The organism is Bradyrhizobium sp. TM233, assembly GCF_036247965.1.
GTDB classification, from domain to species: Bacteria; Pseudomonadota; Alphaproteobacteria; order Rhizobiales; family Xanthobacteraceae; genus Bradyrhizobium; species Bradyrhizobium ottawaense.
On sequence record NZ_BTIG01000010.1, the window covers coordinates 231,586 to 244,572 of the forward strand.

General features: G+C 66.0%; 10 protein-coding genes. 6 read left to right on the forward strand and 4 right to left on the reverse strand.

The window, feature by feature from the left end; translation table 11 throughout:
• Positions 1-16 precede the first annotated feature (16 nt).
• From AABA86_RS22905 to AABA86_RS22915, 3 genes are all read right to left on the reverse strand, one after another.
• The gene (locus tag AABA86_RS22905; RefSeq protein WP_338308516.1) at positions 17-877 is read right to left on the reverse strand and encodes a ribonuclease HII; all 861 of its coding nucleotides are present in this window, start codon (positions 875-877) and stop codon (positions 17-19) included.
• A gap of 73 nt (positions 878-950) precedes the next feature.
• Positions 951-1,406 carry a VOC family protein gene (locus tag AABA86_RS22910; RefSeq protein ID WP_338308517.1) on the reverse strand — a complete coding sequence of 152 codons (456 nt, stop codon included), beginning with the start codon at positions 1,404-1,406 and terminating at the stop codon, positions 951-953.
• A 23-nt stretch (positions 1,407-1,429) separates the two neighbouring features.
• On the reverse strand, positions 1,430-2,596 hold the full coding sequence (locus AABA86_RS22915) for a PA0069 family radical SAM protein (protein WP_338308518.1): 1,167 nt from the start codon (positions 2,594-2,596) through the stop codon (positions 1,430-1,432).
• 210 nt (positions 2,597-2,806) lie between these two features.
• Here AABA86_RS22915 and AABA86_RS22920 point away from each other — a divergent pair, with 210 nt between their 5' ends.
• The 4 genes from AABA86_RS22920 (at position 2,807) to AABA86_RS22935 (ending at position 10,046) form a co-directional block, all read left to right on the forward strand.
• Positions 2,807-5,221, forward strand: coding sequence for a phosphoketolase family protein (locus tag AABA86_RS22920; protein WP_338308519.1), 2,415 nt, complete (start codon positions 2,807-2,809; stop codon positions 5,219-5,221).
• 2 nt (positions 5,222-5,223) lie between these two features.
• Positions 5,224-6,414 (forward strand): acetate/propionate family kinase, encoded by a 1,191-nt coding sequence (locus AABA86_RS22925; protein ID WP_338308520.1) that lies wholly within the window; start codon positions 5,224-5,226, stop codon positions 6,412-6,414.
• A gap of 82 nt (positions 6,415-6,496) precedes the next feature.
• Positions 6,497-8,425 (forward strand): hypothetical protein, encoded by a 1,929-nt coding sequence (locus AABA86_RS22930; RefSeq protein WP_338308521.1) that lies wholly within the window; start codon positions 6,497-6,499, stop codon positions 8,423-8,425.
• Positions 8,426-8,435: 10 nt separating this feature from the next.
• Positions 8,436-10,046 carry a PEP/pyruvate-binding domain-containing protein gene (locus AABA86_RS22935; RefSeq protein ID WP_338308522.1) on the forward strand — a complete coding sequence of 537 codons (1,611 nt, stop codon included), beginning with the start codon at positions 8,436-8,438 and terminating at the stop codon, positions 10,044-10,046.
• Here AABA86_RS22935 and AABA86_RS22940 read toward each other — a convergent pair.
• A complete protein-coding gene (locus AABA86_RS22940) occupies positions 10,040-10,879 on the reverse strand; it encodes an RMD1 family protein (RefSeq protein ID WP_338308523.1) in 840 nt (279 codons plus the stop codon). The two genes, AABA86_RS22935 and AABA86_RS22940, sit on opposite strands and share 7 nt — an antisense overlap.
• Before the next feature lie 326 nt (positions 10,880-11,205).
• Between AABA86_RS22940 and AABA86_RS22945 the strand changes: the two genes are divergently transcribed.
• Both AABA86_RS22945 and AABA86_RS22950 read left to right on the forward strand, forming a co-directional pair.
• A complete protein-coding gene (locus AABA86_RS22945; protein WP_338308524.1) occupies positions 11,206-11,781 on the forward strand; it encodes a glycosyl transferase in 576 nt (191 codons plus the stop codon).
• Between the two features lie 63 nt (positions 11,782-11,844).
• Positions 11,845-12,804, forward strand: a complete 960-nt coding sequence (locus tag AABA86_RS22950) for a bifunctional helix-turn-helix transcriptional regulator/GNAT family N-acetyltransferase (RefSeq protein ID WP_338308525.1) — start codon at positions 11,845-11,847, stop codon at positions 12,802-12,804.
• Positions 12,805-12,987 lie beyond the last annotated feature (183 nt).

Consider the following 12,987-nt stretch of genomic DNA (forward strand, 5'->3'; position numbering starts at 1 on the left):
TCCCGCCTGGCTAACTCTAGAGATTCGCCGACGCGTCGATCTCGACGCTGGCTTCCACCGGCACCTCGACCTCGGTGACCGTAAACAGATCCTGCACCGGCTCGACGGTCCACGGCATGTGCTTGGCACGCGCCGCCGCGACCGGGGCGAAGAAGCTGCGGTGGTGGACGGTGGGACCGAGGCGGTCGAGTGCGTCGAGGTGCTCGGGGACGGCGTAGCCCTTGTGCTGCTCAAAGCCGTAACCGGGGCAGTCCTGCGCCAGCGCGCACATCAGGCGGTCGCGCGTCACCTTGGCGATGATGGAGGCCGCGGCGATCGACAACACAATGCCGTCGCCGCCGATCACCGCCTCACAGTCGCATTCCGTGTCGAGCCGGTCGCGACCGTCGACGAAGACATGCCTGGGCGCCTCCGGCAGCGCCACCACGGCGCGCTTCAGCGCCCACAGCGAGGCGCGCAATATGTTGTCGCGATCGATTCGCGACGGCGAAGCCACGGCGACGGAGACCTGGGCGGTGGCGCAGATCTTGTCGAACAGTCTTTCGCGCTGCTCCGCCGTCAGACGCTTGGAATCGTCGATGCCGCGCGGGATCCGGTCGGGGTCGAGAATCACCGCGGCCGCCACCACAGGACCTGCCAGCGGCCCGCGGCCGGCCTCGTCGCAGCCGGCGACGGGCCAGACGCCACGCTTGATCAGCGCGCGCTCGCGCCGGAAGCTCGGCGGTGCGACCGCGATGATGCCTTTCCTGGCAGCGCTCTTGCCCGGCGAAGCCTTGGTCGCAGGCGCCTTGCTGGCCTTGGCGGGCGCAGCCTTCTTCGCAGCGTCCTTCTTTGGCGCGTCTTTGGCCGGTGTCTTGGCGGACTTGTCCCGAATCATGGCCGGGATCGTGCGCAAGCGGCCCGGCCGGCGCAACCGGGAACCCCTCGCAATTCCCGCTATTCAGGCCGGCCTACTCCGCCAGATGCACGCGCCGGTCCTCGCCGACCGCGATGCCGGGTGCGACCACGACCTCCCAGGGATGGCCGTCGGGATCGGCGAAATAGCCGGAATAACCGCCGTAATCGGTCTCGTGCGCGGCCTTCAGCAGCTTTGCCCCTTTGCCGAGGGCGAAGGCCAGCACCGCATCCACTTCCTCTCGCGTGACACAGTTCCAGGCAAGCGTCACGCCGCGGAACGTCGACGGCCTCGGATCGCCGGGCAGCTTGGCATCGGCCGCAAGCTGATCCCAAGGATACAGCGCGAGCACCGGACCGCCGGTATCGTAGAACGCCACCGCCTCGCCGGTCGCCTGCAGCCGGCGCGAGAACCCGAGCGCGTCGTAAAAGGCGATGCTGGCGCGGATATCGCTGACACCGAGCGTGATGACGGTGAGCCGCGGCACCGGAGCCGAAACTTGCTTACTCATGCGACGCCTCTTCCACTTCCCGCTCAGAACAGGCTGAGCTGATCGCCGTTCCGCTTCGGCCGGGAAAAGTGATCCGTCGTCAGCTTGGAGCGCCGCTTGTTCAGCCCGAGCCTGTCGCAGGCGATCTCGAAGCGGCGGCCGATGGTCCAGGCCATCGGTCCAGTGCCCTTCATCCGCTCGCCCCATTTCGCATCGTAGTCGCGGCCGCCGCGCATGTCGCGGATCAGCGTAAAGACGTGGCGATAGCGGTCCGGATAGTTCGCCATCAGCCATTCCCGGAAGAGATCCCGCACCTCCAGCGGCAGCCGCAGCAGCACGTAGGAGGCTTCCTTGACGCCGGCATGGGCGGCGGCATCGAGGATGCGCTCGATCTCGGAATCGTTCAGCGCGGGGATTACGGGCGCGACCATCACGGTGGTGGGAATGCCGGCGTCCGAGAGCTGCTTCAGCGCCTCCAGCCGCTTCGGCGGCGTCGAGGCGCGCGGCTCCATGCTGCGCGCCAGCTTCGGATCGAGCGAGGTGACCGAGATCGCGACCTTGGCGAGGTTGCGCTTGGCCATCCGCGCGAGAATGTCGATGTCGCGCACCACCAGCGCCGATTTGGTGACGATGCCGACGGGATGGCCGGCACGCTCGAGAACCTCGAGGATGCCGCGCATGATCTTGCGCTCGCGCTCGATCGGCTGATAGGGGTCGGTGTTGGTGCCGATCGCGATCATCCGCGGCTCATAGCCGGTCGCGGCGAGCTCCTTCTCCAGCAGCGCGGGCGCCTCGGGCTTCACGAACAGTTTTGACTCGAAGTCGAGCCCCGGCGACAGGCCGAGATAGGCATGGGTCGGCCGTGCGAAGCAGTAGACGCAGCCATGCTCGCAGCCGCGATAGGGATTGATCGAGCGGTCGAAGCCGATATCGGGGGAATCGTTGCGGGTGATCACCTTGCGTGAGGTGTCGACCCCGACACTGGTCGTGAACGGCGGCAGCTCTTCCAGGCTCTGCCAGCCGTCGTCGAAGGCGACGCGCGCCTCGGCCTCATAGCGGCCGCTGGCATTCGACTGTGCGCCCCGCCCTCGCCTGCGCGCGCGGTCGATGGCGACGCCCAGCTCGGGAAAGTCAGAGTCCACACCCGCCGGCTCGGAGGGCGCCTTGACCGGCGGGTGTTTGAGAGCATGAGAGGATGCTGCTGGACTCATGAAGCCAAGATAGCACGCAAAAGGAACAAATCAAGAACGTAAACAAAAAATGGGAAAACAACCCCATGCAAAGTAGCCGCCCAAATTTCGGGCGCGGTCTTTTGACCTCACGCAACATGCCCGTCGCAATGATTTCGTTTGATGCCGGCCAGGGATCGATCGTCGCGGAACAATGTTGGTGACGATCGCCGGGTGAAGGTCAGCAGGAACATGACAAATCAACAACAATCGGCCGCGGCAAGCAGCAACCTCGACCTCCTCGACCGCTACTGGCGCGCCGCGAACTACCTCTCCGTCGGGCAAATCTACCTGCTCGACAATCCGCTGCTGCGCGAGCCCTTGCGGGCCGAGCACATCAAGCCGCGTTTGCTCGGCCATTGGGGCACGACGCCGGGCCTGAACTTCATCTACGCCCATCTCAACCGCGTCATCCGCGCGCTCGATATCAGCGTGCTCTATGTCTGCGGCCCCGGCCATGGCGGGCCGGGCATGGTCGCCAACACCTATCTGGAGGGCAGCTACAGCGAGATCTATCCCGACATCGCGCGCGATGCGGACGGCATGCGCAAGCTGTTCAGGCAGTTCTCGTTTCCCGGCGGCATTCCGAGCCACGCGGCGCCGGAAACGCCGGGCTCGATCCACGAGGGCGGCGAACTCGGCTACGCGCTGGTGCACGCCTATGGCGCGGCGCTGGACAACCCCGATCTGATCGTCGCCTGCGTCGTCGGCGACGGCGAGGCCGAGACCGGCCCGTTAGCTGCGTCCTGGCACTCCAACAAGTTCGTGAACCCCACCCATGACGGCGCGGTGCTGCCGATCCTGCATCTGAATGGCTACAAGATCGCCAACCCGACCGTGCTCGGGCGGATGCCCGACAGCGAGATCCGCGATCTCTTCCGCGGGTTCGGCCACGAGCCGCTGTTCGTCGAGGGCGACGATCCCAAATTGATGCACCAGGCCATGGCGGATGCGCTCGACGTCGCGCTCGCCAGCATCCGCTCGATCCAGCAGCACGCCCGCGACGGACGCAAGGCAGTCGAGCGGCCGCGTTGGCCGATGATCGTGCTGCGCAGCCCGAAGGGTTGGACCGGCCCGAAGGAGGTCGATGGCAAGAAGGTCGAGGGGTTTTGGCGCGCGCATCAGGTTCCAGTGGCCGGCTGTCGCGAGAACCCGGGGCACCTCAAGATCCTCGAAGACTGGATGCGCAGCTACGAGCCCGAAAAGCTGTTCGATGAGAGCGGCGCGCTCATTCCGGAGCTTCAGGCGCTCGCGCCCGAAGGCATTCGCCGCATGGGCGCCAATCCGCATGCCAATGGCGGCCTGCTGAAGAAGGAGCTGAAGCTGCCGGACTTCCGCAGCTTCGCCATCGAGGTGCCGCGACCCGGCGGCGTCATAGCCGAAGCAACGCGCGAGCTCGGCAAATTCCTGCGCGATGTCATCCGTCTCAACGCGCAGGAACGCAATTTCCGTATCATGGGTCCGGACGAAACTGCATCAAACCGGCTGGATGCGGTGTTCGAGGAGACCGAGCGGGTCTGGATGGAGCCGATCGAGCCTTACGACGTGCATCTGGCGCAGGACGGCCGCGTCATGGAGGTGCTGAGTGAGCATCTCTGCCAGGGCTGGCTCGAGGGCTATCTGCTCACCGGGCGCCACGGCTTCTTCTCCTGCTACGAGGCCTTCATCCACATCGTGGATTCCATGTTCAACCAGCACGCCAAATGGCTGAAGGTGACGCGGCACCTGCCATGGCGGCGCCCGATCGCCTCGCTCAATTATCTCCTGACCTCGCATGTCTGGCGGCAGGACCATAACGGCTTCAGCCATCAGGATCCCGGCTTCGTCGATCTCGTCGCCAACAAGAAGGCCGACATCGTCCGCATCTACTTCCCGCCGGATGCCAACACGCTGCTGTGGATCGCCGACCACTGCCTGCGCACCTACAACCGCATCAACGTGATCGTCGCCGGCAAGCAGCCGGCGCCGCAATGGCTGTCAATGCAGGACGCTGCGACGCATTGCGATGCCGGCATCGGCATCTGGACCTGGGCCGGCAACGAGGACGCAAGCGGCGAGCCCGACGTAGTGATGGCTTGCGCCGGCGACGTCCCGACGCTGGAGACGCTCGCCGCCGTCGACCTGTTGCGCAAGGCGCTGCCGGACCTGAAGATCCGCGTCGTCAACGTCGTCGATCTCATGACGCTGCAACCGAAAGACCAGCATCCGCATGGCCTGTCCGACCGCGACTTCGACAGCCTGTTCACATCCGACAGGCCCGTCATCTTCGCCTATCACGGCTATCCCTATCTGATCCACCGCCTGACCTATAACCGGACCAACCACGCCGGAATGCATGTGCGCGGCTTTGCCGAGGAGGGCACCACGACGACGCCGTTCGACATGGTCGTGCTCAACGAGCTCGACCGTTACCACCTCGCGATCGAGGCGATCGAACGCGTGCCCGGGCTCGCCGCCAAGGCCGCGCAGGCGAGGCAGCAATTCCGCGACAAGCTGATCGAGCATTCGCGCTACGTGCGCGAATACGGCGAGGACATGCCTGATGTCCAAGACTGGGTCTGGCCCAACAGCTCCGGCGGCAATACCCCGGCCGAAGCCGGCGACTAGCCATGTCGGACACGGTCCTCGTCCTCAACTCGGGATCGTCGAGCATCAAGTTCGGCCTATTCGAGATCTCGGCTGTTGAACCCAGACTGCTCTGCAAGGGGCTGCTCGACGAGCACGAGGCAAAACCCCGGCTCGTGGTGAAGAGCCCGGCGGGCGAAGATCTGTTCGAGACACGGAATGAGACGCCGGACGCCGATGGCGGCCATCTGTTCGCCGATGTGCTCGCCTTCATCGAGGACCGTTTCGGCGAACACCATCTGCGTGCCGTCGGCCATCGCATCGTTCATGGCGGGCCGGACTATTCAGGCCCGGTCGCGCTGACCGACGACATCACCGCGAAGCTGGAGGCATTGACGCCGCTGGCGCCGCTGCACCAGCCGCGGTGCCTCGCGCCAATTCGTGCGCTTGCGGCGATCCGGCCAGCGCTGACACAGATCGCCTGCTTCGATACGGCGTTCCACCACGGCCTGACGCCCCCCGCGAGCCGCTTCGCCATTCCGAGGCGCTACGAGGAACATGGCGTCCGACGCTACGGATTTCACGGCCTCTCCTTCGAATATGTCGCGGGACGCCTTGCCGAGATTGCGCCGGAGCTCGTCGCCAAGCGCGTCGTCATCGCGCATCTCGGCAACGGCGCCAGCCTGTGCGCGTTGCGCAACGGCCGCAGCGTGGACACCACCATGGGACTGACGCCGCTCGACGGTCTCGTGATGGGCACACGCTGCGGCACGATCGATCCCGGCGTGCTGCTCTATCTGCAACAGCACGAGAAGATGTCGATCGAGGCTGTCCAGCACCTGCTCTATCACGAGTCCGGCCTCATCGGTGTCTCCGGCATCTCCGCGGACATGCGCACGCTGCTTGCGAGCGGCGAGATTGCCGCACGGGAGGCGATCGATCTCTTCACCTTCCGTACAGCGCAGCAGGTCGCGATGATGGCGACCACGCTTGGCGGCCTCGACTGTCTGGTCTTCACCGGCGGCATCGGCGAGCACGCCAAGGAGATCCGCAGCGCGATCGGCGAACGTCTCGCATGGATGGGCGTGCGCATCGATGCCGTAGCGAACGATGAGACGCGCGAGCGCGTCGACAGCGGCGACAGCACCGTCGAGATCTTCGTCATTGCAACCGATGAAGAGATGACGATCGCGCGCCATTGCGCTGCTCTGATCCGCAAACATCACGTCACGTGACGTTTTTATGAATGATCTGCCGCAACAACGTCGCCAGGGTCTCGTGGCATAGAGACCGCATCACTCATCGGGCGGACAGATCATGAAGACCCACATCATCGAAGAGCTCGGACAAGGCGACATCCTGTTGCCCGCGCTGGTGGCGGAAGGGCTCGCTGCCAACGACCGCATCAAGGTGCGGATGAGCGCATTGCAGGCGGCGGTCCAGCATGCGCAGCAGCCGGGCCGGCCCGCGAGCGACCTTGGCGTCGAAAGTCAGACTGCAGGCATAGCCCCTGCCGAGATCGCGACGCTGATCGGCGGCGCCCATCTGATCGGACAGAGCCGGCTCGCGGCCCCCGATCTTGCGAAGCTGATGCAGGAGATTGCGGACGACGCAGCGACCATGATCCGCGCCGTCGGCGCGGGCGCAGCGAGCGATGGCGAGAGGGCGCAGGCGCGGCTCGACACGATCCGCGCAGCAGGCCTGCTCGAGGCCGCCGGCGAGATCGAGATGTCCCATGTCGCGCGTCTGACCGGCGTGGCCGACAGCGGCGGCGACAGCCTGCATCGCCTCGTCATGGATCTGCACAAGCAACTCAACAGGCTTGCGGCGAGCTGCTCGGAAGAAGCGCTCGACGGCGCCCATGTCTTTGGCCTGCACAGCGAGGACCGGACGGCCGTCGCCGCCTTCATGAAGGGGCTGAATGCGACGCGCGGTCTCAAGTTCAATCATCCAGGCCTCGACACCATGGCCACCCGCGTCGCCGGCCGCCTGCTGATCCAGAACGACATCGGCACCACGGACGCCCACGTCGTGGTGATCGCGGTGAAGAAGAACGCGGTCACCGTCACCTACACCGACGTGCATCTGGCCCGCGCGAAATTCTTCATTTCACTGTTCGACGATTTCGAGGCGACGTGGAGCGGGCTCGATCGTCACACCGCCGCAGGCCTCGGCGAGGACAATTCGTTCTATCTCGTCACCGGCCAGTATGAGACCGGACACGCCACCGATCGCAACGAATTCCTCGCGGCGGTCGGTGCCGCACTGGTCTTTCTGATCGACTGGAACAAGGCGCGCAAGCTGCTGAGGACCTGGGTCGCCAAGGAGGACGCGGCACGCATCCTGGAATGGGCTGCGGGTCAACGGATCGGCCATCGCGGCTTTCTCGAGCTCGGTGGTAACGATCTGCTCAGCTCCGCGGTCCGCAACGCCGCCCCCGCGCGGATCGGCTTCGGCGAGCGGCTCGACCAGGCGCTCGGCCGCACCGCCGCAATCGATTTCCTCAAGGCGTCGCTGCGCGCCTCCACCGAGGCACTGCTTGCGGGCCGATCGGTCAGGACGGTGCGCGACCAGATCGAGGCCGATCTGATGCGGCACCTGGATCGCGTCGACGGGGCTCTGCTGGCGGCCGTGCTGCGTCAGATCGGCCTCGCCCACGATCTCGTCGCCGCGATCTCGCGCCATATCGCCGCGTTGCGGACCGGTCAGCCTGCCGACGGCAAACTGCTGACGCAGCGCTGCGGCGCGATCGAGCAGAAGGCCGACAGGATCGCGCTCGAGAGCCGCAACGAGGTCGATCGCCTCAATGCGCGCCCGCTGATCGGGCAACTGATCGATCGCGCTGAGGAAGCCGTCGACGAACTTGAGCAGGCCGCATTCATCGCCTCGCTGATGCCGGAAAGGACCGATCCATCCCTGCTGGCATCGCTGGCCGAGCTTTGCGCGGTGGCACAGACCGCGACCGAAGCGGCCGCGAGCGGCGTCGCTGCAGCCATCGACGTGCCGGAGGGACGGCGCGCCGATTCCGAGGACGCGCTCTCCGCCGTGACCCGCCTGATCGATGCCGAACACGCTGCCGACAGCCGCGAACGGGCGACGACTGCACTGGTGTTCGGCGGCGGCTTCGACGTCGCGACCTCGCTGTCCGTGATCGAGCTCGCCCGCGCCGTCGAGCGCGCCACCGACCGCTTCGCCTCGTTCGGGCATCTGCTCCGCCGTCACATCATGATCGATCTCGCAGCTTGAGGAAGCCACCATGCATATCGCGCGTATCGGCGCTGAAGCCGCCGAATTGCCGCCCGCCGAAGAAATCGGCGCCAAGGCCGCCAACCTCGCCCGCATGGCGGCGCTGGGCCTGCCGGTGCCGCCCGCCTTCGTGCTCCCGGTCAAGCTCTGCGCCGACATCATTGCAGGGCATGCGCACGCCGCACGACACCTGCGCGACGGCTTGAAGGAGGGCATCTCGCTCCTGGAGAGCGCCACGGGAAAGCGCTTCGGCGACCGCAGGCAACCGCTGCTGGTGTCGGTGCGTTCGGGCGCGGCGCGATCGATGCCGGGCATGCTCGACACCGTTCTCAATGTCGGCTGCACATCCGATGCCGTGCACGGCCTGATCCGCGCGACCGGCCGTCCGCGGCTCGGATGGGATTGCCGGCGACGTTTCCTGGAGAGCTTTGGCGAGACCGTGCTCGAGCTCGACCAGGCCGCTTTTGCCGCGCGCATCTCGGAGCTGGTCGCAGCCGAATACGCCGGCAGCGACCGTGAGCTCGACAGCGAAGCGCTGGAGCGGCTCGCCAGCCGCGAGCAGGCTCTGATCGAGGATCGCGCCGACGGCTCGCTGGAGGACGCCTTCGCGCAGCTGGAGGCGGCAGCCCAGGCGGTCTATCGCTCCTGGATGAGCGAGCGAGCGCAGACTTATCGAAGCCTCCAGCACCTCGAAGCGCTAGAGGGCACTGCCGTGACCGTGCAGGCAATGGTCTTCGGCAACAGCGGTCTCGCCTCCGGGGCGGGCGTGGCATTCTCGCGCGATCCGTCGACGGGCGCGCGGCGCCCCATGATCGACCTCGTGCTCGATGCGCAGGGGGAAGACGTCGTTTCCGGAAGACGCGCACCTGATACGGCCGAGGCGATCGCCCGCGAGCTGCCGAAACTCGAATCGGAGCTTGGCGATGTGCTGAAGCGACTCGAGTGCGCGTTCGCCGATGTCCAGGATGTCGAGTTCACGGTCGAGAACGGCAAGCTCTGGATCCTCCAGACCCGGGCGGCCAAGCGCACGCCACGGGCCGCCGCCAGGATCGCGATCGACCTCGTGCATGAAGGCCTGATCTCGAAGGACGAGGCATTGGGGCGCATCGCGGAGATCGACCTCGCCTCGCTCAACGAAACCAGATTGGTGTCCGCCGGCAAGCCCGCAACGACCGGCATCGGTGCCTCCGGCGGTATCGGTATCGGACGGGCGGCGTTCTCGTCCGAAAGCGCTCAGCGCCTGTCGGCCGCCGGCGAGCCGGCCATCCTGCTGCGTCCCGACACCAGCACCGCCGACGTCGCAGGCTTCGCCCTGGCCGCCGGCATCGTCACCTCGGTCGGTGCGCGCACCTCGCACGCGGCCCTGGTGGCGCGACAAATGGGCAAGCCCTGCGTGGTCGGCTGCCGTGAGCTGAAGATCGACCCTGTCGCCGGACGGGCCGAGCTCGGCGACGTCGCATTTGCCGAAGGCGATTGGATTACGATCGAAGGCGATGCTGGAGAGCTTTATCTCGGACGCTGCGAGACGATCCGGACACGGCCCGAAGCCGAGCTTGCCGAGATCGCCGCGTGGCAGGCGCAATCCGGTCGACAGGACAGACGCGCCGACGCGCCTCAGTGAGTGCCGGTCAGGATCTGAAAGCACCCGATCGCGACCTCGATCACGATCAGCACCACGACCGCGATCTCCAGGCGGAGTGAGCGCTGGGTGTCGATGATGTCGGCCAGCGCGTTGGCGGTCTCCGACACCGCGGTGAGCTTGCGCTCGAGCGTGTCGAGACGTTCTTTCAGCTCGTACTCGTCCTCGAGGCGGGAATAGAGCCGGTCGAGCTCGGGCTTCTCCCAGAGCACGTCGGGCTTCTCGGCGATCGCGACGCGGCCGGCGACGCGCTGCTGCACCAGCAGTGCATTGCCGATCAGTTGCAGGATGCCCTTGCGACGGCGCGGCGTGCGGCCGTGCTCGGCGAGCTCCCGCGCAAACGGCTCGATCACATCGAAGACCGCGGCGACGCGGCGCTCGTCGCGCGCCAGCGACGTGCTTTTGGCGAGCGCGTCCGCAATCAGCAGCAGCCGGTCGTCGGAGAACTTTGCGAGGCAGATCGGCCCGCCCGGCTGGATCGCCTCGGCGCTTTCATCCTTGCAGAGCTGCGCCTGCGCGATCTCTTCCTCATACGGGCTGAGCTCGCCGATCACGCGTGACTTGAGATTGTCGATGAGGACCTTCTCCTCCGACGGAAGCAGCCCGATCAGCACCACGACGCCGTAGCGGAAGATCACGGCAAGGCCGGCATGGACCCGGAAGGCGGCGGGCATCGACGAGACCAGCGTGCCGATCTCGAGACCGGAGGCGTTGATGCGGTCGCCCAGCATCAGCGCGCGGATCCGCAAGGTCGGCGCAGCCTCCGGCTTCGGCGACGTCGACGCCGTGCCAACAGCGAGTTGATCGGCGTTCACAGGAAGCCTCCGCCGGCACCAAAATCACACATTTGCCGTTCGAACCTTTCTTGCAGGGCGCCCCCTGCCTGCAGGAGCCAGCTACCCGCGCGCCACGCAATGTTGCCGCGAAACTCCGGGTTAATACCCTCGGGACGAGCTTGTACCGAAACAATTGGCAACATTGCCAACCCCGCGCGTGACACATTTGGCTGCGATCACTGGCTGCAGTTTACCATCGCACGCCGAAGCGCCGCCGGAAAGTTGCACTCGGCAACGCCACGTGTTTATGACAACATCATAACAAGCTACGCTTCTCCCGAAGTGCAGACATTGAAGCCTCAATCATGCTGAGCGTCATCATTCCGACTGAAGGCGTCGAGCAGACCGCGGTGGCGACTCTGGCCGCGCTGGTCCCCGGGGCCGCCGCCGGAATCATCCGGGAGGTGCTTCTGGTCGACGGCACCCGCAACGGCGTCATCGAGCGGGTTGCCGACGTCGCAGGCTGCCGTTTCGTCGGCTTCGAGGGTTCTTCGCAAGGCGCCGCGCTCGCGGCCGGCGCGCTCCAGGCCCGCTCGCCGTGGCTGATGTTCCTGCCCGCAGGCGCCGTGCTCGAAACCGGCTGGATCGAGGAAACCACCCAGTTCATCCAGGCTGTTGCGACCAGCGGACGGGACCGTGCTGCCGTGTTCCGCTATGCGCGCTCGCCTTACGCCGATACTGGATTGCGCGACATCCTCCGGGCCGTGATGCGCAGGCTGATCGGCCCACTCGGCGATCAGGGCCTTTTGATCGCGCGTGATCATTACGACCGGATCGGCGGCTACCCGCCGCAGGCCCGCCATTCCGAGGCGCGGCTGCTCCGGCGGCTCGGCCGCTCGTCCCGGACCATGCTGCGCAGCCGGATCGTCATGGTCGGCTGAAGCCACCTCCTACTTGCCCAAGTCAAATAATTAGTTGACAATGGCAAATATCGAGGTGCCGTCATGCCATCAAGCCCTTCCTCATCAGCCCTCGCGATCGAACAGGTCACTGACGATCGCATCGCAGCGGTCCGCGCCTTCAACCGCTTCTACACCCGCAAGCTCGGTGTGCTCGACCAGCATCTTGGAAAGAGCCCGTTTTCGCTCAGCGAGGCCCGCGTGCTCTATGAACTCGCGCATCGCGACGAGCTGGCGGCAAAGGAGATCGGAATCGAGCTTGGCCTCGATCCCGGTTATCTCAGCCGCATCGTGCAGAGCTTCGACGAAAAGGGGCTGATCACGCGAAGGCCCCTGCCCGCAGATCGCCGGCAATACCAGCTCAGCCTCACCGCCAAGGGCCGCCAGACCTACGCCAAGCTGAACCTGAGCTCGCAAAACGAGGTCGCCGCAATGCTGGCTCAGCTTTCGGCCAGCGATGCAACACGGCTCACGCAGGCCATGGCGACCATCGAGGCCGTGCTGGAGCAACGTCGAACCCAGCCCGCGGCGTTCATGCTGCGCAGCCATCGCGTCGGCGACATGGGCTGGGTCATCTCCCGACAGGCCGCCGCCTATGCCGCGGACTACAACTGGGACATCAGCTACGAGGCGCTGGTCGCCGAGATCTGCGCACAGTTCATCAAGAACTACGATGCCGCGCGCGAGCACTGCTGGATCGCGGAAGTGGGCGGCGAGCCGGTTGGCTCGATCTTTCTGGTGAAGGCCACCAACGAGACCGCCAAGCTGCGCCTGTTGCAGGTGGAGAAGAAAGCGCGCGGGCTCGGTGTCGGCCGCGCGCTGGTCGAGCAATGCCTCCAGGGCGCTCGCGAGCGGGGCTACGGCAGGATGACGCTGTGGACGCAAAGCATCCTGGTTGCCGCACGCGGCATCTATCAAAGCGCAGGCTTCAAGCTCGTGAAGGAAGAGAAGCACCACAGCTTCGGTGCCGATCTGGTCGGCGAGACCTGGGAGCGGGATCTATAACCGAGCGAGGCGCAGACACAGCATCGTTTGGGCGGGGGCCTCTCTCCACGAATCCGAAAATCGTGGGGTGGGCAAAGGCGCATTAGCGCCGTGCCCACGGACCTTGCGTTGCGGACAGAGATCGTGGGCACGCTTCCGCCTTCGCTCTTCGAGCTACGGCGGACAAGTCGCTTTGCCCACCCT